19 protein-coding genes and 1 riboswitch are annotated in these 22578 nt (G+C 51.5%); of the genes, 8 read left to right on the top strand and 11 right to left on the bottom strand.

Annotation, left to right across the window (positions count from 1 at the left end):
* Positions 1 to 46 precede the first annotated feature (46 nt).
* Positions 47 to 1501, bottom strand: a complete 1455-nt coding sequence (locus FCN51_RS21010; RefSeq protein WP_160256767.1) for an NAD-dependent succinate-semialdehyde dehydrogenase — start codon at positions 1499 to 1501, stop codon at positions 47 to 49.
* An 85-nt stretch (positions 1502 to 1586) separates the two neighbouring features.
* On the opposite strand from FCN51_RS21010, the gene FCN51_RS21005 reads away from it, so the two are divergent.
* Positions 1587 to 2897 (top strand): MFS transporter, encoded by a 1311-nt coding sequence (locus FCN51_RS21005; RefSeq protein WP_173402430.1) that lies wholly within the window; start codon positions 1587 to 1589, stop codon positions 2895 to 2897.
* 14 nt (positions 2898 to 2911) lie between these two features.
* On the opposite strand, the gene cobU is transcribed toward FCN51_RS21005, so the two are convergent.
* Positions 2912 to 3466 (bottom strand): bifunctional adenosylcobinamide kinase/adenosylcobinamide-phosphate guanylyltransferase, encoded by a 555-nt coding sequence (gene cobU / locus FCN51_RS21000; protein ID WP_003623645.1) that lies wholly within the window; start codon positions 3464 to 3466, stop codon positions 2912 to 2914.
* A 61-nt stretch (positions 3467 to 3527) separates the two neighbouring features.
* Here cobU and cobT point away from each other — a divergent pair, with 61 nt between their 5' ends.
* Positions 3528 to 4577 carry a nicotinate-nucleotide--dimethylbenzimidazole phosphoribosyltransferase gene (gene cobT / locus FCN51_RS20995; RefSeq protein ID WP_160256766.1) on the top strand — a complete coding sequence of 350 codons (1050 nt, stop codon included), beginning with the start codon at positions 3528 to 3530 and terminating at the stop codon, positions 4575 to 4577.
* Entirely contained in the window at positions 4574 to 5407 is an 834-nt protein-coding gene (cobS, locus tag FCN51_RS20990) for an adenosylcobinamide-GDP ribazoletransferase (protein WP_160256765.1), read from the top strand. Before cobT ends, cobS begins: the two co-directional genes overlap by 4 nt.
* On the opposite strand, the gene cobD is transcribed toward cobS, so the two are convergent.
* Entirely contained in the window at positions 5404 to 6522 is a 1119-nt protein-coding gene (gene cobD / locus FCN51_RS20985; RefSeq protein ID WP_160256764.1) for a threonine-phosphate decarboxylase CobD, read from the bottom strand. The genes cobS and cobD overlap by 4 nt on opposite strands.
* Here cobD and cbiB point away from each other — a divergent pair.
* Positions 6521 to 7510: an adenosylcobinamide-phosphate synthase CbiB gene (gene cbiB / locus FCN51_RS20980; protein ID WP_160256763.1), complete on the top strand. Its 990-nt coding sequence runs from the start codon at positions 6521 to 6523 to the stop codon at positions 7508 to 7510. The two genes, cobD and cbiB, sit on opposite strands and share 2 nt — an antisense overlap.
* Positions 7507 to 8145, top strand: a complete 639-nt coding sequence (gene bluB, locus FCN51_RS20975) for a 5,6-dimethylbenzimidazole synthase (RefSeq protein ID WP_003623638.1) — start codon at positions 7507 to 7509, stop codon at positions 8143 to 8145. Before cbiB ends, bluB begins: the two co-directional genes overlap by 4 nt.
* 13 nt (positions 8146 to 8158) lie before the next feature.
* On the opposite strand, the gene FCN51_RS20970 is transcribed toward bluB, so the two are convergent.
* From FCN51_RS20970 to FCN51_RS20940, 7 genes are all read right to left on the bottom strand, one after another.
* Positions 8159 to 9679, bottom strand: a complete 1521-nt coding sequence (locus FCN51_RS20970; RefSeq protein ID WP_160257171.1) for a cobyric acid synthase — start codon at positions 9677 to 9679, stop codon at positions 8159 to 8161.
* Positions 9680 to 9693: 14 nt separating this feature from the next.
* Positions 9694 to 10320, bottom strand: coding sequence for a cob(I)yrinic acid a,c-diamide adenosyltransferase (cobO, locus tag FCN51_RS20965; protein WP_160256762.1), 627 nt, complete (start codon positions 10318 to 10320; stop codon positions 9694 to 9696).
* Positions 10317 to 10931, bottom strand: a complete 615-nt coding sequence (locus tag FCN51_RS20960) for a histidine phosphatase family protein (protein ID WP_035365769.1) — start codon at positions 10929 to 10931, stop codon at positions 10317 to 10319. The genes cobO and FCN51_RS20960 overlap by 4 nt, the downstream gene beginning before the upstream one ends.
* A gap of 110 nt (positions 10932 to 11041) precedes the next feature.
* Positions 11042 to 12403: a cobyrinate a,c-diamide synthase gene (locus tag FCN51_RS20955; protein WP_160256761.1), complete on the bottom strand. Its 1362-nt coding sequence runs from the start codon at positions 12401 to 12403 to the stop codon at positions 11042 to 11044.
* Positions 12400 to 15864 (bottom strand): cobaltochelatase subunit CobN, encoded by a 3465-nt coding sequence (gene cobN, locus FCN51_RS20950; protein ID WP_160256760.1) that lies wholly within the window; start codon positions 15862 to 15864, stop codon positions 12400 to 12402. Before cobN ends, FCN51_RS20955 begins: the two co-directional genes overlap by 4 nt.
* Before the next feature lie 19 nt (positions 15865 to 15883).
* The gene (cobW, locus tag FCN51_RS20945) at positions 15884 to 16936 is read right to left on the bottom strand and encodes a cobalamin biosynthesis protein CobW (protein WP_160256759.1); all 1053 of its coding nucleotides are present in this window, start codon (positions 16934 to 16936) and stop codon (positions 15884 to 15886) included.
* Positions 16933 to 17361: a DUF1636 family protein gene (locus tag FCN51_RS20940; RefSeq protein ID WP_003623631.1), complete on the bottom strand. Its 429-nt coding sequence runs from the start codon at positions 17359 to 17361 to the stop codon at positions 16933 to 16935. The genes cobW and FCN51_RS20940 overlap by 4 nt, the downstream gene beginning before the upstream one ends.
* A gap of 179 nt (positions 17362 to 17540) precedes the next feature.
* A riboswitch (cobalamin riboswitch) is annotated at positions 17541 to 17777 on the bottom strand.
* A gap of 153 nt (positions 17778 to 17930) precedes the next feature.
* Between FCN51_RS20940 and FCN51_RS20935 the strand changes: the two genes are divergently transcribed.
* From FCN51_RS20935 to FCN51_RS20925, 3 genes are all read left to right on the top strand, one after another.
* On the top strand, positions 17931 to 18449 hold the full coding sequence (locus tag FCN51_RS20935; protein ID WP_160256758.1) for a MarR family winged helix-turn-helix transcriptional regulator: 519 nt from the start codon (positions 17931 to 17933) through the stop codon (positions 18447 to 18449).
* Positions 18439 to 20694, top strand: coding sequence for an FUSC family protein (locus FCN51_RS20930; protein ID WP_160256757.1), 2256 nt, complete (start codon positions 18439 to 18441; stop codon positions 20692 to 20694). Before FCN51_RS20935 ends, FCN51_RS20930 begins: the two co-directional genes overlap by 11 nt.
* 137 nt (positions 20695 to 20831) lie before the next feature.
* Complete coding sequence (locus FCN51_RS20925; protein WP_160256756.1) at positions 20832 to 21455, top strand: acetate uptake transporter; 624 nt, start codon at positions 20832 to 20834, stop codon at positions 21453 to 21455.
* 56 nt (positions 21456 to 21511) lie between these two features.
* Here FCN51_RS20925 and FCN51_RS20920 read toward each other — a convergent pair whose 3' ends face one another.
* Entirely contained in the window at positions 21512 to 22531 is a 1020-nt protein-coding gene (locus FCN51_RS20920; protein ID WP_160256755.1) for an enoyl-CoA hydratase/isomerase family protein, read from the bottom strand.
* Positions 22532 to 22578: the final 47 nt, after the last annotated feature.

Here is a 22578-nt window from a genome sequence, read left to right as displayed (position 1 = left end):
CCCCTCCGCCCTTTTTTACATGATCTTCAGAACGAAGACTGAAACCTTAGAAAGAAGGCTTTTCGTGAAGAGCAGATACCAGACGTGTAATGGTATGTGCCTTTAGGGCTTCTGGCCCACCTTCCGTGCCATAACCGGAATCTTTCATGCCACCAAAGGGCACTTCCGGCACGCCAATACCGTGGTGATTAACAGCAACCATGCCGGCTTCCAGCTTTTCACCCAGCAAGCGTTCCGTACGTTCACAACGTGTGTAAACATAAGCTGCCAAGCCATATGGCAGACGGTTGGCTTCCGTTACTGCATCAGCCAGATCAGAATACTCATCCATAATGGCAATCGGGCCAAAAGGTTCTTCCTGCATCACCCGCATTTCCAGCGTTGGCTTCAGCACCAATGTGGGTGGGAAGAAGCACCCATCATTCGGCATGGAAATATCAGGCTGCCACAGTTCTGCACCTTTCTGACGGGCATCATCCACCAGTTCGGTCAAGGCTTTTACGCGACGCTCATTCACCAATGGCCCCATGGTAACGCCTTCATCCAAACCATCGCCAATCTTGAGCGCGCTCATCTGGGCTTTGAATTTTTCAATAAATGGCGCTGCAATTTCCTTGTGTAAAAGGAAACGTGTGGGAGCAATGCACACCTGCCCGGCATTACGGAACTTAGCTGCTGCCAGACGTTCGGCAGCGGCATCCAGATCTGCATCCGGGCACACAATAACCGGACCGTGGCCGCCGAGCTCCATGGTTACTGGCTTCATCTGCGCACCAGCCAATGCGGCCAGATGCTTGCCTACAGGCGTAGACCCCGTGAAGGAAATTTTACGCACAACCGGATGAGCAATCAGATATTCAGAAATTTCTGCCGGCACACCATACACCAGAGAAACTGCACCCGCCGGAATGCCGGCATCACAGAAACACCGGATCAGCTCTGCCGGAGAAGCAGGCGTATCTTCCGGAGCCTTTACAATAACCCCACACCCTGCGCCCAAAGCGGCACCCAGCTTGCGAGCAATCTGGTTAATGGGGAAGTTCCACGGCGTAAAGGCAGCCACAACACCTACAGGGCGGTGCAACACGCGCTGTTCTACATAAGGCGCACGCGGTGGCACGAGCTCATCGTTCAGGCGGCGGCCTTCTTCACCAAAATATTCAATAACACCGGCAGCACCCTGAATTTCGATAATTGCCTGAGCAAGGGGTTTACCCTGCTCCTCACTCATAATACGGCCGATCTGCTCTGCCCGTTCACGCAGAAGATCTGCCGCCTTGCGCATAATCACAAAGCGATCCCACGCCGTAAGGTTACGCCATGCCTGGTAACCTATCTGCGCACCCGCAACCACTTTTTCCAGATCAGCCTTGGAAGCATGAGCCACCTGCCCAATAACCTGACCCGTAGCCGGATTGGTTACTGGAATGGTACGACCATCTGCCGCATCTTGCCATTTCCCGGCCACCAATAGCTGCGTGCGTATTTCTTTTTCTGACATCTACATCTCTCAAGCAGAACGGGCAGACATCCACCATGGAGCCTTTGTCCGGATTTTTTTTGCTGACACCATTTTATGTACTGCCATGCAAGAAAAAAGAGGTCTATACACCCCAGCGCATAATGGCTTCCTGCCCGGTTCAGTTCCATCCGGCAGGGCTATTATCCTTCAAACCCTCAGTTGTATCAGTAGAAAGCCCATGCTTTTCAAAACCCTGTCCGGTCAGACAATCATCGGGCTGTGCGCCTTGTTTGCTGCCACTTTTACGGCCATTACCAGCGAAGTTGCCCCCGTAGGGTTGCTGATAGATATGGCAAATTCCTTCCACATTACGGAAGGTAAAGCTGGTCTGGCAGTCAGTGCATATGCGCTGGTTGTGGCGCTGGCGGCGGTGCCGCTCACCATTCTTACAGCTAAAATCAACCGCAAGACACTCATGCTGTGGGCTCTGATAGGCTATATCGCCTCTAACCTCATTGCCGCTTTGGCCCCCACGTTTGCCATTTTGTGCTTAGGCCGTGCCGTGGGCGGGGCTGCCCATGCGCTTATGATGTCCATTGTTTCTGCCTATGCCGCGCATCTGGTGCCCCCTCGTATGACAGGGCGTGCCATTTCCTTTGTGTTCGGTGGCACATCTTTGGGGTCTGTTCTGGGGGTTCCCGGCACTGCTGCCATTGGACAACTGGCAGGCTGGCGCGTTTCCATGATGGTGGTAACTGGGCTGGCCGCTATTCTAACCGTATGCATCGCATTTTTTCTGCCCAAGGTGGAAGCATCTTCCAGTTCCGTGCATCTACCTTCATTTCGCACGCCGGGTGTTGCGCGCGTATTTGCGGTGGTGATTGCCGTAAACACATTGTTCTTTCTGGGGCATAACCTTCTCTACACCTATGTTTCACCATTGCTGATGTCTCATGGATTGCCAGAAAGCGCGCTGAGCATCGCCCTGTTGATTACAGGTGGCGTGAGTATTCTTGGATTATGGGCGGCTGGGCAGATGGTGGATTCCAAGCCAGCACTCGGGTTGCTAGTGGCTGGCCTGATTACCGCATGCGGTATGGGTTCACTTTGTGGTTCCCTCCTCAGTGGGTGGAGCGCAGTTGCTGCTGTTGGCCTGTGGTGTGCTGGGTATGCCGCACTTATTCCGGTTATTATGTCTGGGGCTATTCGCAGCCGTGCCACCACGGCTGATATTGCCGGTGCAGCCGTAAACGCCAGCAGCAATGTGGGTATACTGTTTGGGTCTGCCGCAGGGGGTATGATTTTAAATACCGCTGGGCTTTCCGTCCTGCCGCCCATGGCCGTTGGTATTGTTATAATGGCCACTGCATTAGGACTATGCAGCCCCGTTGCCTTCCCACGTGTGCTGCATGATCACTCAGAATCCGAAAGTTGATATAGGGCTGATGGTTATAAGGCTTTCCCCTTAAGCACTAATGGCAGCCCTGCTGCCACAAAAACAACCTGCCCTGCCTGCGCCGCTATCCGCTGGTGCAGGCGCCCGGCTTCATCCCTAAAGCGGCGGGCCAAAGCATTTTCTGGCACAATCCCCAGCCCTACTTCATTGCCTACAAGAATGGTGGGGGCCAAGCGCTCTGGCAACACTTCCAACAGGCGGTGTGTTGCTTCCTCAATGTTCTGGTCATCCAGCAACATGTTGGTCACCCACAAGGTCAGGCAATCTACCAACACAGGCAGATGCGCATAGGTTTTTAACACCCATGCAATGTCAAATGGCTCTTCAACCGTTTGCCACCCCTGTTCTGTTCGACTGGCCTTGTGGTGTTCAATCCGTTCCTGCATTTCTGCATCAAATGCCCGACCAGTGGCCAGATAGATCCAGGGGGATGGCAAGGCTGTCAGCATTGCTTCGGCCAGACCACTCTTTCCTGAGCGTGCGCCCCCCAAAATAAGAACAGTGCCCTGCGCCCCTGTTTCTGTTGGATTGAGAGATAGGACACTCATGGTATATGCGCCTCACTATTTTTGTTTGCTTACATCCTTATAACAGCACAAAATCAACGGCATGCCATCATCTCCTTCTTTTTCTAACGCGCCACTCTGCCTTGGTTCCATGCAGGAACTGAGAAGCCTGTGTAGTAATTTGCCGCAAGCAGACAAGGCTGCCCAAAACGCCATTGCACAGCGTGAACAGCAACTTACCAAGCCAGAAGGTAGCCTTGGCCAGCTTGAAGAACTCACAAGCTGGCTCGGCAGTTGGCAACAACGTGCCACACCAAAGCTGGAAAATGTTCAGGTTTTAGTTTTTGCCGGAAACCACGGGGTAACACAGCAGGGTATCTCCCCTTGGCCTTCTGACGTTACGGCACAAATGGTCAGCAATTTTCGTAACGGAGGGGCTGCCATCAACCAGATAGCCAGAACGGTTGACGCATCCTTACACGTTATTCCTGTGCATGATCTACAACCAACGGCAGATTTTACACATGCGCCTGCCATGACAGAGCAAGATTTTTTGCAAGCTGTCACGCTTGGCTACAGTGCCGTTTCATCTGACTGCGATCTACTGTGCCTGGGTGAAATGGGTATTGGGAACACCACAGCCGCCGCAGCTTTAGCCGCAGCCCTGTTTAAGGAAAGCGGTACTATCTGGGCTGGGCGCGGAACTGGTGCAGATGATGCAGGATTAAAGCGTAAGGCAACTGTTATTGACGCAGCACTTAGCCTGCATCAGCAAGTATGTTCTGACCCATTGGAAGCTGCTCGTAGTGTTGGCGGATACGAACTGGCAGCCACATTAGGTGCCACATTAGCTGCCAGACACAAGAATGTACCTGTGCTGCTAGATGGCTTTGTTTGTACGGCAGCCGCTGCACCTCTTGCACGGTTACACCCCGATGGGCTGGCCCATACCTGCCTGTCACATTGCGCTACCACAACAGGGCAAACACATCGCCTTGCTTCCTATCTTGGTCTGGAACCTCTGTTAGGGTTAGGGCTCAGGTTAGGTGAAGGCTCTGGTGCCGCCCTTGCGGTTGGTATCTTACGCGCTGCACTTGCCTGCCACACAGGTATGGCTACTTTTGCAGAAGCCGCCGTAAGCCAGAAAGCATGACATCTTCTGGCTCCCTCTCCATATTAGATAGATTACGGCTGCATCTGGCCTGTGGGGTTGGGCTTCTTACCCGCATACCTGTGAGCTGGCTGTTACCTGCTGCTTACAAAAATAGTTCCGCTTCCTGGCCCCTGGCACAATCCATCTGGTGCTGGCCACTTATTGGCGCTGGCATTGGAGTATTTACCGGGGGACTGTCCGCAACATTACAGTTTAGCCATATTCCACCCCTTGCAGCAGCAGGCATAGCTTTAGCGGCACAAATTCTTGTAACAGGCGGCCTACATGAAGATGGATTAGCCGATACCGCCGATAGTTCTGGTGGCATCACCCCTGAGCGCAAACTTGAAATCATGCGTGACAGCCGCATTGGCAGTTACGGTGTGCTGGCTTTGTGTTTGGCAATTTTGATACGCGCGGGCGTGCTTTTATCCATACATTCCATCGCGTTGTCTTGCCTGATATGTGGGCTTGCAGGATGCTTGGCACGTGGCGCATTTTTGGTTGTTACAAAAACAGTTCCACCAGCCCGGCCTGATGGTCTGGCGCGATCGCTTTACCCTTTGCCACAGCAAAATCTAACAATCGCTTTAATAGGCGCAATCTGTCTTGGCACTTTGCTGACAGTATTTTTAATACCCGCACCACTTACACCGGCATGTTTACTAACACTTATAGTGCTTCCTCTTTTGCTGGCTTTAGCTATTGCCTTACTAATAGCCAAATACGCAAAACGTAAACTTGGTGGCTATACAGGTGATATTCTAGGAGCCTGTGCCGTTATTACAGAATGTGTAATTATGACGGTATTATCAGCACTTTTTTATTAAAGTGCACACCAATCCAGCAAAGCTTCTTCCAACCTGTGCCATTGCTGTTCGGAGGCAGGCAAGCCCATACGCAGCCAATGGGCATTGTACGGAAAAATCCGGGTTACAATACCTTTCTGGCAAAGATGCTGCCATAAATCTGTGGCCCGTTCACATTCTACCAGCTCAAACAAAACAGCTTGGCCTTTGTGGTCTAATCCTGATTTAGTCAGCAATTTTTTTAAACGAGAACTTGCAGCACACAGTTTGGTTGAAGCCTGCCTTAACCATTCCCTATCCTGCAAGGCTTGGCATCCAACAGACAACCCAATGGTGCTAACAGGCCATGAGCCCAACAGATCCCGCGCATATGCGGCCATACTAGGTTGAGCCAACAAAAACCCCAGCCTTATTCCGGGCAATCCATATGTTTTGCCAAAAGAACGCAAAACAAGCAAAGCAGGATGTGGCAAGGCAGGCACAACACTCTGGCCAGTTATATCTGCAAAGGCCTCATCCACCACCAACCAGCTTCCCGCAGCCTGACAGGTATTGGCCAGATCAAGCAGATGCGAAGCCTGTATCAAACGCCCATCAGGATTATTGGGGTTACACACAATGCAGACCGTATTTTTTTGCTGTGCTGCCGATTGTAGATCAGCAAAAGCAAATACTTCTGAAACTGAAATGCCATTCTGTTTCCATGCCTGCACATGCCCGGAATACGTTGGCCCCAGTATGCACGCCCGTTCTGCCTTCAGCACCCTTGGCAACAAAGCAATCAGGCTCTGGCTTCCTCCGCCTGCAACCACCATGCTGGCATCAGAAATTCCATATGCCATAGCGGCGGCATGCTGTAACGCCGCTTCTTCTACTTCTTCGGGCAATGTGTGCAAAGCAGATAAATCAGGCAATTTTGCTGGATAAGCAAAGGGACTGATACCTGTAGAAAGGTCTACAAACGGTTGCGGTGCATCTGCAAACATCTGCATAATTTTTTGCACCTGCCCGCCATGTGCCGGAATGTAGGGTGGTGCTGATGACGTTTTTGAAGGCAACACAGAAACTGCAGGTGCCTGTTGCAGCGGATACCCCTTGCCTTCTTGCCGCTTTTCCCGCACGCCTGCATCTGCCATGCTGCTTTATCCTTTTTCTATAACCCTGCCCGTTGCCGCCATGGCTGCGGGGCTAGAAGCCTTATGCGGATATCCTGCACCGCTGTTTGCTGCAATAAGCCACCCTGTGGTGTGGATTGGCTTCTTGATAAACAGGCTGGAGCAGACGTTCAACCGACCTGAATGGTCAGATACCGCACGCCGGGTATCTGGTTTTTTCACGCTGTTGCTGCTTATCGGTATTCCGGTCGGGCTTACGGTATTTATACTCCATATTGGTTCTGTGTTTCTGCCTCCGGCCATCATGCTTTGTATGCAGGCTGTAGCCGCCTGTACGTTGGTGGCGCAGAAGTCCTTATGGGTGCATGTCAAAGCCGTAGCCACAGCGCTTCAACAGTCTGGATTAGAAGGTGGACGCAAAGCTGTAAGCCAAATTGTGGGGCGAGACACATCTGTGCTCGATGAAACCGGCGTGGTGCGTGCCGCCTTGGAAAGTCTGGCAGAAAACTTCTCCGATGGCATTGTTGCCCCTTTATTCTGGACGGCATTACTCGGTTTGCCCGGAACTGTCTTTTATAAAGCCGTCAACACGGCAGACAGCATGATCGGCCACCTTAACCCTCGTTATGCAGCATTCGGCATGGCGGCTGCTAAAATGGATGACCTGATCAACCTGCCTGCTTCCCGCCTGGCCGCTGTATGTATCTTACTATCTACCCCTCCCTCACAGTGGCGCATGATTTGGTCTACCATCTGGCGAGATGCCAAACGTCACCGTTCACCCAATGCGGGGTGGCCAGAAACAGCTCTAGCCACTGCTCTTGGCGTAAAGTTTGGTGGCCCCCGTAATTATGCAGGAACTGTGGTTGATGATGGGTGGATTGGAGAAGGCACCACAACTGCCACCCTGCATGATCTGGAACGCGGACTAACCCTTTACCGCAGGGCTTGTGGTATTCTGATAGGTGGGTTGCTGCTGGCCGCTATTGGCTGCATGATAAAGGCATGACAGCACCTTTTTTCTCACCTTCTTTTCAGAACCAATTAGAGCAACTGTTGATATGGCGACGGGATGTGCGACATTTTCGTACAACACCGGTGCCAACATCTGTGTTGGATGAACTGCTGGAAACGGCTTGCTTGGCACCTTCAGTCGGGTTGAGCGAACCATGGCGCTTTGTGCTGGTAAATGATGCGAACCGCCGTGATGCCATCCGCCAGAACTTTATGCGCAGCAATACGCAGGAACTGGAAGGGCGAGAAGGAAAAGACGCGCAGCGTTATGCACGCCTAAAACTTGCCGGGCTGGATGATGCCCCCCACCATATTGCCGTATTTTGTGAAACCAACCCCCAACAGGGCCGCGGGCTTGGCCGAGCTACCATGCCACAAACCACAACATGGTCTGCTGTTATGGCCATTCACACTTTTTGGCTGGCAGCCACGGCACGGGGCGTTGGGGTGGGATGGGTTTCCATCCTTAACCCACAGGAAGCACACGCCGCTTTAAGTGTAGAACCCAACTGGCAGTTTCTGGCCTATTTATGTGTTGGCTTTCCTGAACAGCAAGCCAACACGCCAGAGCTTGAACGCCGTGGGTGGGAAAAGCGTAATCCTGCCAGAAGGCGCTGGATTCAACGTTAAAGTATATGTTGCTTTAAATACCCGCTGGCACAGCAGCCAACTGCAACAAAGCATCTAAATCAATATGCTGTTCCAGATGGTTGGCCAGCGTATCCAGCGCGTGTTCTACGCTCTGATCATGGCACACAGGTAACTCTGCTCCGGCTGTATCCCATACGCCATCTGGCTGAAATGCAGTTCCACCTACACGTGCAAGCAACGCCATGCGTGCAGCCCGGTGGTTAAAAATTCCGTGCAAATAGGTGCCCCATACACGCCCATTTGCAGAAACGGCACCTTCAGGGGCATTGTCCAGATAAATCAATGGGTTTTGACAATCTGCTCCTATGGTTTGCCCCACATGCATTTCGTATCCAGCGACCTTACTGCCTTCTGCCGCCAGTTTTCCTTCTTTGTGCTCCAGGCTTTTATTCCGGCTTAAAACTGTATCAATTTTTAACAGCCCTAACCCTACCGTCTGTCCGGCGGCACCTTCTGTTCCATAAGGATCCGCCACAGTAGCCCCCAGCATTTGGTAGCCACCACAAATACCCATCACATAGCCACCATTGGCAACATGTTCTGCAATCTGTTTGTCCCATCCCTGCTCTTTCAAACAAGCAAGATCAGATAGCGTTGCTTTTGATCCGGGCAATATAATCAGATCACATTCTGGCAAAGGCTGACCACGCTTAACCAGCATAAGATGCACACCGGGTTCTGCATAAAGTGGGTCCAGATCATCAAAATTCGCAATCATCGGCAAAAGAGGCACAACAATACGCAACGGAGCATTCTGATCTAATTTTGCTTTTGAATGCTTTACTGCATACGTAAGTTTTTCATCCAGATCAGCGGCATCTTCTGCTGGCAGGCTTCTCACCTCTGGCAAATCCGGCACAAGCCCTAACGGTTGCCAACCTGTACGTTCTGCAACAAACTGCATGCCATCAGTAAACAATGTTGGATCACCCCGCATACGGTTTACAATAAACCCTTTAATACGCTGTGCATCTTTCTCGCTTACAACAACCTGTGTGCCCACAAGGCTGGCAATAACTCCACCTCTATCTATATCTCCCACAAGCACAACCGGAGCGTTTACAGCTTCTGCAAACCCCATATTGGCAATATCATGTGCTCGTAAATTGACTTCCGAAGCAGATCCCGCACCTTCTACCAAAACCAAGTCTGCCTGTGCGGCAAGTTTGGAAAAGCTTTGCAAAACAGACGGCATTAAAAGTGCTTTTCGGCCCTGATAATCTCGCGCTTGCACTGTTTCTTCAATGCGACCTTGCACAACAAGCTGTGCACCTGTTTCTCCTTGTGGTTTGAGCAAGACAGGGTTCATATCCACGCTAGCAGGCACACCACAGGCACGCGCTTGCAAAGCCTGAGCACGGCCAATTTCACCACCATCCCATGTTACGGCAGCATTATTGGACATATTCTGAGGTTTGAATGGCAAAACCCGTAACCCACGCCGCGTAAAAGCCCGCGCAAGGCCTGCAACAAGTGTTGATTTTCCTACGCTGGACCCTGTGCCCTGCACCATCAGAACGCGGGCACTCAAAACTCTATACCTTCCTGCGCTTTGACACCTGCTTTGAAATGATGCTTCACCAATGTCATTTCTGTTACCAAATCTGCTGCTTCCAGCATGGCTTCCTTGGCATTGCGCCCTGTTACCGCAACATGCTGGCTTTCTGGGCGAGCAGCAATATCGGCCAGAACCTGTTCCATAGACAGGTAATCATACCTTAGTGCAATGTTTAGCTCATCCAGAATAACCAGCCCAATATCCGGGTTTGCCAGTGCTTGCTGTGCAACGCGCCATGCACGCTGGCACGCAGCAATATCTCGCGCTTTATCCTGCGTTTCCCACGTAAAACCTTCACCCAGAGCGTGCCATTCCACCAGATCGTCAAAGCTCTCCAGCGCCTTGCGCTCCCCCGTATGCCAAGCCCCTTTGATAAACTGGATTACAACAACACGCCGCCCATAGCCGAGCATCCGTAAAGCCAGACCAAACGCTGCAGTAGATTTTCCTTTTCCGGCACCTGTATTTACAATTAACAGGCCCTTTTCCACTGTTTTGCTGGCAACTTCTTTATCTTGCACAGCTTTGCGTTTTTGCATTTTGGTACGATGATGCTCTGCATCCTGTGCTGATGCTGGCTTTTGCGAATCTATCATACCTGACACGGTTCTTCCTTTTTATGATGCTTTGAAAAATCTGTTTCTGTTGAAACGCATTCGTTCTTTTCTCCCACCATAAACAGGCGTGCAAAACCCTGTGGCATGGAAGGCGCAAGAAGCTGTGGTTGGTACCCACCGGCAAAAGCACTCAATAGCCTTAGTGGTCCGCCATGCGACAAGACACACACATTTTCTTCGCGCTGCCGTACTTCATGCCAGAAGCTCTGAATTCTCTGATACAGGTCTTGTCCGCTTTCACCTTCTGGCGGAGCAAAACCTGCTGGATTTTGAGCCCATTCATCCAGCAATGTGCGGTCTATATCCTGCCAGCGCACCCCTTCCCACTTACCGAAATTCAATTCTGCCAACCGGTGATCCACACGCAGTTCCATACCCGCGCTTTGCGCCAAACGTTGCGCCATCTGCCAGCATCTTTGCGCGGGAGAGCTATATAACACTTGGCAGACTGCCCCTTTTGCAAGGACGGAAAGCCCAGAAACAATACTCTCCCACCCTGGGCTGAGAGCGACATCTTGCCTTCCATAACAAATGCCCTGCGCAACCTGAACAGGAGCATGCCTTACCAGCAACACGGGAAAAGATCGCATTTCAATATCTCCTTCTCACCGCCTGCCCCAGCTTTATCAGGACGGCAGAACACTTTGTGCATACCTTGTTATCACACAAGTTTCCGCGTTCGTTTTTGCATATGCTCTTTTCATAAAGAGGAAGAGTTCAAAATATTCTGATTGGAACACCGTGCCAGAACATGAAAAAATGAACCAGATACCAACCCACGCTGGCCACCACATGTACCAAGCGGTGCACCATCCCCCGCTGCCAGATCAGCCAGTGGTGCATCATCACCAGGTTCCGTGACTGTGGCATAATGAAATTCGTGCCCGCGCAAGCGCGTACCTGCACAGCCCAGCACATTGTCTGCCAGTAATGTGGCTTCACGGTAGCCCAGATGCAGCTTTCGACGCGCGAAGGACGTAACGTGCCCCAACAAGCCTGCCATGGAATGTGTCTGCCCCTGCGCATCTTCTAACGCACGCCCCAAAACCATGTAGCCCCCGCATTCTCCATGCACTGGGTGATTTAGCGCGAAATCCTGCAGGCCTTTTTTAAAACGGTCTGCTTGCGCAATCTGGCCTGCGTAAAGTTCCGGATACCCGCCGGGTAACCAACAGGCATCGCAAGAAGCATCTGGCGCCTGATTGGCCAAGGGAGAAAATGGAACCAATTCCGCCCCCGCCTGCCGCCAGAATAAAGAAAGATGCCCATATAAAAACGAAAAAGCGGCATCATCCGCCACGGCAATACGTTGACCCGGAGGAGGAATACACGCCTTTGCCATAGATACCGGATCCACTTTCCGCTCAGCCAAAGGCGCTGCCGCTTCTAAAATGGCATCCAAATCCAGTTCACGTTCTGCCTTATCTGCAAGGTCAGATAACCACCCAGCCAGATTACCGTGTTCACGTGCCTGCACCAGTCCTAAGTGCCGTTCTGGCAATACCTCACCCTTTTGGCGCATGAGGGCACCACAAACAGGCAGGTCTGCCATATCCACAGCAGAACGTGCCAAGCGCTCATGCCGTTCAGATGCAACGCGGTTTAGTACAACACCATGCACCTGCACAGTATCGGACCACCGAGCAAAACCCTGTGCAATTGGCCCGACAGATTGCCCCTGCCCAGAAACATCCAGCACCAGCAAAACCGGAATAGCAAATAAAGCTGCAATATCAGAAGGCGCACCGCGTGCACCCTCTGGGGCCATTAATCCATCAAACAACCCCATTGCAGATTCCACCACAACCACATCTACATCTTTGGCAGCGGCATCCATAATCCCAGCCAGCAAATCTGCGGGCATGCACCAGCTATCTAAGTTAAGAGGTGGCCGATGGGTGATAGCTGCATGAAAAGCGGGATCTATATAATCTGGGCCAGTTTTAACGGCCCCAACCCGTAACCCACGGCGCTGGAACGCGGCCAGCAATGCGAGTGTAACCGTTGTTTTGCCACCACCAGAGCGAGGGGCTGCAACCATAATAATACGAGGCGCTTTCATGCCTTGTTTTCCTCATCCAAAACACAGGCTACGCTATTTCCCCGTGGATGCCACAAGCCTCTCCGCCATGCATCGGCAAAACGCATGCGCATTGCTTCCCGTGCTGCCGGGTTTTCCTGTTTCAAGAATTCATCACACACGGCATTACCCAAGGTTTGGTCAAAAACCAGATCAAATTGTCTATCAAAGCGTTGGGGTAACGTGGCCGCAAATCCGTGCAACGCATCCAGCCCGCGCGCCATTTCTGCAGCCCCCGCGTATCCATGCTGCTGCATCCCTTTGATCCATTGTGGATTAGCCAACCGTCCGCGCACAATACGCGCCACTTCCTGCTCTGCTGTACGCAAGCGTGGCATATCAGGCCGAGATGTATCACCATGCAATACAGTTGGCGTTGCACCTAGCGTAGCAGCCGCAGCGAAAAGACCACCTTCATGCGCAGCGATATCTGGACTTTCTAAAATATCGGTTTCTGCATTGTCCTGCACATGCAGCACAGCTTCTGCCTGACCAACCAAATTGGAAAGTGCCTGCATATCCTGCTGGCCATCTCTCCCGCCACCATATGTCCAGGATGAACCTTCCAGCCAAGCTGTTCCGAGCTCCTGCTTGTTATCCCAAGCCCCTGTATTCAGGCGTTCCTCAACACCTGTGCCGTAATTACCAGCCGCAGCCCCAAAAATACGGGCTGTTGCACGCTTTCGGGCTTCTCCTTCCAGCCCTTTGACAGAAGCAGCCAGAGGGTTCCATTCAATCGGTTCGTTCCGTTCCGCTACAGCCGTCACGGCTTGATCAAACAGGGCGATCTGATCTGCAAAAGCATCACGAAACAGACCAGATACACGTAGAGTTACATCCACTCTTGGCCTGTCTAGCAATGGCAAGGGAATAATCTCAAACCCACAAACATGCCCAGTGCCTGCTGTGCGCTGCACTTCCACTCCCATAAGGCGCAAGGCAAGCGCCATATCCTCGCCGCCCGTACGTAAACTGGCAGAACCCCACATATCCATGACGATATATGTCAGATGTTCACCCTGTTCCTGCAAATGCCTTGTCAGCAACAATTTTTCCATCTTCTCAGCCAGCACCATGGCAGAAGGTGTGGGCAATGCACGTGGGTCCACCGTAAACAGGTTGCGCCCAGTTGGCAGTACATCCACTCGCCCGCGGGTGGGTGCACCTGCTGGACCAGGTGTTACAAAACGCCCGTTCAATGCAGCTAGGAGCGCCTGAGCCTCCGCTTGCCCGCTTTGCATGATTTTACGGGCTATATCAGCAACAAATGCTGCATCTTCCTGACGCCCACATGCCTGCGCAATAATCTGCACCAGTTTTTTGCAATGTGTGGCTGGTTTACCAAAAACATGTAGACCATCACGAATTTGCAGATCTTTTACATCGCACAAATATGCATCAAGCCGTGCGAGTGCTTCTGCCTCATCCAGTTCTCCGGGCCGCACGCCACTTTCAGCCAACATTCCTGTGCTTACGGCTTTATCCAGAATATCAGCACGCAGCAAAGCACCCCGGCGAGGGTCCAGACCATCTGCTTCAGCGTATTCATCAATCAGACGTTCGAGTTCCTGCGCCTCTGCCGAAAGTTCAGCCTGCATAACAGGTGGTGTCATATGGCCGATAATAACAGCACCCAAACGCCGCCGTGCTGCCGCGGCTTCGCCCGGATTATTGACAATAAACGGGTAAATAACTGGTACATCACCCATCAGCACGGCTGGCCCGCAAGATGGAGATAACGCTACAGCCTTACCAGGCAGCCATTCCAACGTGCCATGCGTGCCTAAATGCACCATGGCATCCAGCTTTTTCACATGCTGCAACCACAGGTAAAACGCAACATACGCATGGCATGGCGGTGTATCCGGATCATGATACAAGGCTTTACGGTCAGCCGCGGCCCCTCTATCTGGTTGCACAGCCAGAGAAATATTGCCCAACTGGATGTAACGCAGACAAAAAATGTCCTCTTTTACTGTGGCATCCTGCTCGGGTTCACCCCACGCTGCAAAAACAGATTGTACAAAACCCGAATCTAAATTTGTTAAAAGCTGATGATATAGCTTTATATCAAGAACAGGCTTTAAACCGCCCCCAACAAGTGTTGCAGCAAGAGCCTTGGCATCAGGAATATCTTCTGCACCTGTATTATAGCCTGCATTCTGCAAGAGGGTGAGAATGGAAGATGTAGATGCAAAACCATCTAACCCCACAGCATGGGCTATATGCGCTCCAGATTTTTCTAGTCCCGCTCCCGGATAATCAGACAGAACAATAGATATTTTTTTGTTTTCTTGCGGAATCTTCCGCAATTTGGCCCATGCGATTGCACGGCCCGCCACCAGTTTTATGCCCGGTTTATAGGGTTCTCTAAACGCAGGCTGTCCGGGCTGAGCATCCTTTCTGAAAGAAATTGGAAAAGTTGCAATTGTGCCATCAAGTTCTGGCAATACCACTTGCATGGCCATATCGGCCCGCGCCAGACCGCGTGGGCTTTCTGCCCACAAAGCCTGTGTGCATCCAGGCTGCAAAAGTTGCAGAATGGGTGCATTAGCCACATCCAATGGTGAAAAACCATTCTGGCTTCGTGCAGAAAAGCACGTAGCATCCAGAACCACATCAGGTTTTGCAGATTGCAGATAAAGGCTTATATCTTTAGAAACAGATGGATCTTTTAAAGATGTAACGTACACAATATCTACGGTGCAGCCACGTTGCGCCAATTCTTGTGCCAAACATTCTGGCCCAGCTACATCCCCTACCAGCAAATGCGCACGGTAAAGGAGTATCACTGCCTTTATCTGTATTTGAGCTAAGGCAGCAGCAGGAGAATAAGAACGATATACACCCCATGCTGGCAATGCTTTAGGGCGCGTTCCCTTATCTTCCTGCATACCCGCAAGTGCAGACATGAGCGCCAATGCAGCGCAAATGTTATCCGGCCCACCTTGCTGAAAAAAACCGTTTAACCGAGTGTAATGTTCTGCGGAAACAGTGGAAAGTTCTGCTAGCCGCACATCATCCCCGGTATGTGCTTCCTGTTGCTGCACATCAGAGCTATGGCTTTGTAACGTATCGCCAGGCAACAAAACCAGCGGCACGCCTGTTTCACGGCTCCATGCCGCTAGTTCTTCTGCTCCATAACGCCAGTAATCCAAACCACCCAATAGCCGCACTACAACGCAGCGTGCTTTTTGCAATGTGGTTTCAATATACAGATCAATCGACATAGGGTGGCGTAACCGTGCAAGGCTTGTAACCTGCAAGGTGGGAAGCAATACGCTTCCTTCAGTTTGAGCGCGCAGCAAGGCTTCTGCATGGCGCAGGGCCAGAAGATCGCTTTCTGTAAAAGAAAGAACAACAAGATCGGCAGAAGGAAGATTGAGATCCTCTGCCACTTCCTGTTCATCAAGCGTCCGGTTTTCCCGCACCAAAAGATGCATAAGCTTACTCCGCCCCTAATCAGGCCGTTACCAATGTGCCGCCAAGAGCCTTGGCTATGGCCGAAGCCTCCAGCCCTTTTTGCCCAATCACGACAATGCGGCCTTCCCGCCCATCGTTGACAGAAAGAGGCCGATCAAATTCGTGCCGAAAACGCGTTCCTACACCCTGCACAGCCAAACGCATGGCCTTACCTGTCACTGCGGCAAAACCTTTCATGCGCAGCACATCATAACGGCGTGCTGTATCTTGCAAGAGCGTTAAAAACTGTTCCACACTCTGCTGCTCGGGCACACGCACCACAAAGCTTTCGAAGTCATCATGTTCGTGTTCGCCATCTTCTGCATCATGATGAGAAGGACGAGCGGCCAGGTCTGCTTCTGCCGCAGCGCCAATACCAAGCAATATGGCGGGGTCCACCTTGCCTTCCGTGGCACGTACAATCTGCACAGGCCGCGGTGCTGTACGGCGGATTTCATCTTCAACACGTGCGAGCGCATCTGCATCCAGCAGATCTGTCTTGTTCAACACCACAAGATCTGCGGCGTTGATCTGATCTTCAAAAACCTCCGCCAATGGATTGTCATGATCCAGAGAAGGATCTGCCGCACGTTGCTGGGCAATAGCTTCCGGGTCATCTGCGAAACGGCCAGTGGATACTGCAGGTGCATCCACTACGGTTATCACGCCATCCACAGTCATACGGTTACGCACCGTTGGCCAGCCAAAAGCCTTGAGCAATGGCTTGGGTAACGCCAAACCGGATGTTTCAATAACCACATGCTCAGGCGGGTCGGCCCGATCTAACAGGGCTTCCATAGTTGGCAGAAAATCATCTGCTACCGTGCAGCACAGGCAGCCATTGGTCAGTTCGACAATATCATCTTCCTTGCAGCCTTCCACGCCACACCCGCGCAGGATTTCTCCATCAATGCCGAGAGAACCAAATTCGTTCACCACTACGGCAATGCGGTGCCCTGCTGCACGTTGAAGAAGATTGCGCAAAAGGGTTGTTTTACCTGCCCCTAAAAAACCAGTGATAATGGTTACAGGCACGCGAGATGCGATTGTCATGAAGGCTCCTGTTCATCATAAAGTTGTGCGGGAACACGCCCCAGCACCATATTGGAAAGAGATGCCGGACGGCGCGAAGGCATAACTGTTCCCCGCGCGGATTTTGCATAGAGCTGGGCATACGCCAGAAGATCTTCTGCTTTTTCGGCACCCAGATGCCCTAATAACCATGTCCAACGCTCTGGCATGGCAATGGCTGCCGTGCATCCGCGATCACAGGCGGCCAGACACTGAACCTGACGCAACAGAACCGGAGCTTCCTGCCCATTAACTTCTGCTTCCTGCACCAAAGCCTGCAAGCGTGCATACAACTGAGCACCCGGCGGCTGATCCATAGCAGGTCCACCACGCCGACACGTAACGCACACATGCAAAACAGGACGATTCTGAGGTGATTTTTGAGAAGAATCGGATGCTTCGGCCATGCTGTATCCCTGAAAGAACTGCCATTCTAAAAGAACAGCTACTTGAAGGGGTGCAGTAACCCGGCGCCCCTACCTCAGAGATAGCAGAGGAAATATACCCCATGGTACATCTATGCCTGCCGGGCACCCCGCCAGCAGCAACGCCAGAACTTAATAAATAAGGCCTACCTGCGTGCTTACGCATACAGGCACCAATGGCAGGTTTCCTGGCTTGTACCCACATATGCCCTGCCTTACAGGCCAGAACATAAATCAGCGCTCCCTACCTTCCCAGCCTGCACGAAGGCCAGTGGCATATTGGACCCTAAAGCCCATACGGAACACCATGGGTAACTTACAGTTGCGGGGGCAGCGACGGCCTTGCACCGTTCTTCCCTTTTCATCCCGTAAAGGACACCATTAGCCCGCGCACAATGCGCATAAGCTGCCTTTGCTTTCAACCCGCAGTTTTAATCCTGCAACTTTAAAGCCTGCTGATCTGAAACAGGATTTAGGCTTCACGCTAATGTTCCTGTGCTTTGCAGCCCTATTTCCATTATTGACGCGCAAAACAGCTATGTTATATTCGTATGAATATACTTTATATATCAAATATTCTTTCGCTAACTAATGAGGATTCCATGACCTCCCCACGCGTTCTGCCCACGCTGGATGAAACGCGTTTTTCAGACATGGCACTTACTTTCCGCATCATGCGGTTAGCCACAGTCTGGCGCACGCAACTGGACCGGGCCTTACGCCCGCATGGCATGACATTGGCCAGCATGCGCCCCATGGCTTATTTGATGATGATGCCCGACGGGGCCACACAAAGTGACCTTGCCGCCGCCATGAATGTGGATTGCTCTGCACTGGTGCGTATTCTTGATTTATTAGAAAAACAAAAGCTGATCACACGCCTGCAGGATACGCGGGACCGACGTGCCAAAAAACTTGTGCTCACTTCTGCTGGGCAGGAAAGATGTGCGCTGTTCCATACCATTGCAGCACAACTTGAACAGAACGTTCGCCAGAACCTTAATGAAGATCAGGTGCGTAGCTTAATTCATGATCTTTCCTGCATGCTGGAAACACATCATGAGCGCTAGATCTGAGCAAAGCAGTCATACGCTCTTTTCCTTTAGCGCTGCGCTGTCTCGCTGCTTACCGGGCTTTTTTTCTGATGAAGCCCAATGGAATACTTTTAAGGCCACCGCAGGCTATTCTGCCCGCGTGTTTTTATGCATCGGCATCGCCGTTTTTCTGGCGTTTATGTTCCAGCTCCACTCTCCCCTCAGTGCAGCCACAACTGTTCTTATTGTGGCAAACCCAACTGTAGGGGCCATGGTTTCCAAAAGTGTCTGGCGTGTTATTGGCACAGTTATTGGGGCCGTTATCAGCATTGGCATTATGGCTGTATTTGTGCAGTCTCCCGTTCTGTATTTTGCGGCTCTTTCTGTCTTTGTAGGCATAGCCTGCATGGTTGCCACGTTTCTGCGCTTCTTTCGTGCCTATGCTGCTGTGCTGACCGGTTATACAATTGTTATTATTGCTGCACCCGCTTTTGCAGACCCAGACAATATTTTTCTGTCTGCAATGGGGCGCCTGTCTGCCGTGGTAACAGGCGTGGTGGTAACGGCCTGCGTGTTTATGGTAACAAGCCCTCGCAAGCCCAGCGCCGTTTTGGAAAAACTGGGAAATGCTTTTCGTGATACCATTCTCCACGCAAAAAACTTTCATGCGCAGGAAGGCCTTTCTTCTGCACCGGAAGAACATGCCGCAGAAGAAAACAACCCTTCCGAAATAACAGATACCACAACCACGGGCACAGCATTCCGTAGTTTGCCACAGCCCCTTTATGATAGCCGCAGCCGCCTTCTGGCTGGCATGGCAGGCTTAACTCCTGCCATAGAATTTGCCGCCGCAGATGACCCCGATATGCAGGCCCGTATTTCTAACCTGCGTCTGGCACTTAATCGTTTAACCGGGCTAATTGTCAGTTATCATCCTTATTGGTTAAATCTCTCTTTAGTGGATGCACAATCACGCCCTGTGCATCAATATGTTGCCGAAACCTTAGAGCAAATTCTGCATCTTACAGAGCAACCTGGCTGGTTAGAAAACCCCACACCAGTATCTGCCTGCCTGCATGACTGCCTGAAAAACCTGGAGCAACTTTCACGCAACAACCCGGCACCCAGCTTGCTGGCAACGCTGGATAATACGCGTGATATTCTGGTACAAATAGATCTGGCCCTATACGATCTGACAAGCCTGCGCCGTGATCGTGAATCCTCCTACACACGCCAGTATCTGGAATGGCCCGTTGCCTTGCGCAATGGCGTGCGTGGCATGTTTATTGCGCTTCTGGCTGGCATGTTATGGTATGTGTTCCATTGGAGCGCAGGCCCTATGCTGATCCTGTATGTGGTGGCAGCTTCAAGCCTGCTTTCAACTGCTCCCTCCGCTGGTAAAGCTAGCCCCATGATGGCAACAGGCACTATGTTGGCAGTGCCTATGGGGTTTTTATGCCATTCCCTTTTCTTGCCCCGCATAGATGGCTACCCGCTTTTATGGCTGACTCTCTGCCTGTTTCTGCTACCCGGTGTATGGCTGCAGTTTCACCCACGCTACAGCATTGGCGCATTTGGGTATGCGGTGTTTTTCACCATGCTGCTCTCTATCAACAATCCCATTGTTTATAATGACCTGGCACTCACCAATAATTGGCTAACTATGGTGGCTGCCTGCGTGCTGTTAGTACTGGTTTTCCGGGTTATTTTACCACCAGATCATCGGTTAGATGCTGCACGGCTGGTTTCTTCCCTTACGCGCAGTTTGCAACAACTGGCTCTTTCCCATAGCCGCAAGCCAGTGCAATGGATTGCGTGGGAAGGCCTCCAGCTTCAAAAGATCACACGGTTGATGATGCGCCTTTCCTTTATTCCTTCCGGCATAGACCGGCAGGGATATACCGATGCAGCTTTTGCAACACTTTCTCTGGGACGGCTTATCTTACGCTTACGCTGGAATGCAGAACACGTTCAACTCAATGCGCAGGCCCGCACTGCTCTTGAAAGTGCCTTAAAAGCCTTCTCTATGTTGCGTCATGCGCCGTTATCTACTGCAGAGGCTTTGGAACAGGCTGCAGCAGTTATTCATGCCACCACCACAGATCAGGAAGGGGCCAACCTTATGCGGGACAGAACCATCTCCTGCCTGACGCAAGCCGCAGGCATTATCCGGGCTATTCCAGGGTTTTATGATAAATACGGCCCCATCCATCGCTCTGTAGATGAGGTAGGTGCAACTGCGCCGGTTTCTACGTTGGTCAGTGCGGGTTCTGCAGGATAAAATAAAGAAGAAAGTTTCCTAAAATAAAAGCCACGATGATGAATTTAATTTTATCAGAATTTTTCTATTTATAGAGAACTTCTCCCCATCCAGATGCTTAGTGTTTAAGTCATCACTCATAAAAAGAAGTATCTGGCATGGCATACTCCGAAACATCGCCTCCGGTGACATACCGCAGAGCCAACCCAGCCCCGTTAGGCTTAATGGGATTTGGGCTCACAACCGTTCTTCTCAATTTACATAATGCAGACCTGGTGCCTATGGGGTCTGCCATTCTGGCCATGGGGCTAACATTTGGAGGTGTAGCCCAAATTCTGGCGGGAATGCTGGAATATGGTAATGGCAACACCTTTGGCATGACAGCTTTTACCGCTTACGGTGCTTTCTGGCTGTCATTCGTGGCACTTATTGGATTGCCGCATACTGGTATTGTAGATGCTAGCAGCCCCAACCTTGTAGGAAGCTACCTGCTTGCGTGGGGATTGTTCACATTTATTATGTTTATTGCCACACTACGTGCCACGCGGGCGCATCAGGTTATTTTCCTGAGCCTGACTATTCTTTTCGGCCTGCTTGCCGCGGGTGATATGCTGGCCATGCCGGTTGTTACCCAGTTTGCTGGCTATGAAGGGTTGTTCTGCGGTTTTTCCGCCATCTATCTGGCTGCAGCTGAAATTCTGGAAGAAGCCTATGGATATGCAGTGCTGCCAATTGGCAAACCTGCCCCAACCTCCGTATCTTTCCGAACCGCAGCCGCTTAACTACCCAACGCACATCATGCCCCGCAGCACAAAATGCTCCGGGGCGACATGTTTAATTACTTATCAAAACAATTTTGAACTTCCTGCTCATTCACTTCCGCTAAAGCAGGAGGCCCCCACGCAGGGCTATTATCTTTATCAATCAAGCGGGCTCGAATACCTTCTGCAAAATCGGGCCGGGCTACCATATGGCGCACCATGTTTTCCTCAAGTGTAAAAGCCTCATGTAATGAGGAAGCAGCACGCGCCCGGTGCCACCCAGACCATGCTACCTGCACAGAAAACGGACAGGCACGTGATAACGCTTCAAGGTCCTCTTGCGCATCTTCTGATCCTTCTGCTTTCAGGTTTTCAATAACCCGCAAGATATCTGGCGCATTGTAACAGGAATCCAGATTTTGCACGTCCAGGCTTTCGGGCTGGGAATGGAGGCGTGCAAATACATGTTCTGCACTTTCAATACTCAACGTCTCTCTTAAATCTGCAAGAGAAGCCGATGGAACCAAAACATCTGCAAACCCCATGGCCACAGCCTCTGCCCCGTTCATGCGCCCACCGGTAACCGCACGCCGTAAGCCAGAAAAACCAGGAGCGCGGGCTAACAGCCAGCTTCCCCCAGCATCCGGGGCCAGACCAATAGCAGTTTCAGGCATAGCCAGCACAGATGTTTCCGTAACTACTCGATATCGTACATGACCACCCAAGCCGATACCGCCGCCCATAGCTACGCCATCTAAAAAGGAAACAATGGGTTTTTTGTAATCTGCCAACAGCAGCATAACATCATACACACGCTTCATAAGTTCATATGCTGCTAATGCCCCTTGAGCTTTTAGGCAATCATGAATAGCGCGTAGGTCTCCCCCGGCGCAAAAGGCACGCGTGCTGCTGCTTTCCAGAAGAATAGTGTGAATAGACGGATCATTCCGCCATGTCTGTAAAGCGGCCTTTATGCCACTGGCCATACTAATATCCACAGCATTCAACCGTTTGGGACGGTCTAAAATAATACGCCCCAAATGCCCTTCTTGCTGCATTCTTACGCCAGATACGGTGGAAAGAGTTTGCTCTGTCATTGCTTTCCTCTTTATTTCATGCACAAACACGCACAGACCGTTTTTGA

This window comes from Acetobacter pasteurianus (genome assembly GCF_009914215.2).
Lineage (GTDB): Bacteria > Pseudomonadota > Alphaproteobacteria > Acetobacterales > Acetobacteraceae > Acetobacter > Acetobacter pasteurianus.
The sequence above is the reverse complement of the archived record's forward strand: the minus strand, read 5'-3'. Positions and strand labels throughout refer to the sequence as shown.

Coding starts and splice junctions, on each gene's coding strand:
- FCN51_RS21005 (WP_173402430.1), top strand. CDS start 1,587: ATGCAAGAAAAAAGAGGTCTATACACCCCAGCGCATAATGGCTTCCTG.
- cobN (WP_160256760.1), bottom strand. CDS start 15,864: ATGCATCTTTTGGTGCGGGAAAACCGGACGCTTGATGAACAGGAAGTG.
- cobT (WP_160256766.1), top strand. CDS start 3,528: ATGCCATCATCTCCTTCTTTTTCTAACGCGCCACTCTGCCTTGGTTCC.
- bluB (WP_003623638.1), top strand. CDS start 7,507: ATGACAGCACCTTTTTTCTCACCTTCTTTTCAGAACCAATTAGAGCAA.
- cobD (WP_160256764.1), bottom strand. CDS start 6,522: ATGGCAGATGCAGGCGTGCGGGAAAAGCGGCAAGAAGGCAAGGGGTAT.
- FCN51_RS20940 (WP_003623631.1), bottom strand. CDS start 17,361: ATGGCCGAAGCATCCGATTCTTCTCAAAAATCACCTCAGAATCGTCCT.
- cobS (WP_160256765.1), top strand. CDS start 4,574: ATGACATCTTCTGGCTCCCTCTCCATATTAGATAGATTACGGCTGCAT.
- FCN51_RS20955 (WP_160256761.1), bottom strand. CDS start 12,403: ATGAAAGCGCCTCGTATTATTATGGTTGCAGCCCCTCGCTCTGGTGGT.
- FCN51_RS20925 (WP_160256756.1), top strand. CDS start 20,832: ATGGCATACTCCGAAACATCGCCTCCGGTGACATACCGCAGAGCCAAC.
- FCN51_RS21010 (WP_160256767.1), bottom strand. CDS start 1,501: ATGTCAGAAAAAGAAATACGCACGCAGCTATTGGTGGCCGGGAAATGG.
- FCN51_RS20935 (WP_160256758.1), top strand. CDS start 17,931: ATGAATATACTTTATATATCAAATATTCTTTCGCTAACTAATGAGGAT.
- FCN51_RS20930 (WP_160256757.1), top strand. CDS start 18,439: ATGAGCGCTAGATCTGAGCAAAGCAGTCATACGCTCTTTTCCTTTAGC.
- cbiB (WP_160256763.1), top strand. CDS start 6,521: ATGCTGCTTTATCCTTTTTCTATAACCCTGCCCGTTGCCGCCATGGCT.
- FCN51_RS20920 (WP_160256755.1), bottom strand. CDS start 22,531: ATGACAGAGCAAACTCTTTCCACCGTATCTGGCGTAAGAATGCAGCAA.
- FCN51_RS20970 (WP_160257171.1), bottom strand. CDS start 9,679: ATGGTGCAGGGCACAGGGTCCAGCGTAGGAAAATCAACACTTGTTGCA.
- cobU (WP_003623645.1), bottom strand. CDS start 3,466: ATGAGTGTCCTATCTCTCAATCCAACAGAAACAGGGGCGCAGGGCACT.
- FCN51_RS20960 (WP_035365769.1), bottom strand. CDS start 10,931: ATGCGATCTTTTCCCGTGTTGCTGGTAAGGCATGCTCCTGTTCAGGTT.
- cobO (WP_160256762.1), bottom strand. CDS start 10,320: ATGATAGATTCGCAAAAGCCAGCATCAGCACAGGATGCAGAGCATCAT.
- cobW (WP_160256759.1), bottom strand. CDS start 16,936: ATGACAATCGCATCTCGCGTGCCTGTAACCATTATCACTGGTTTTTTA.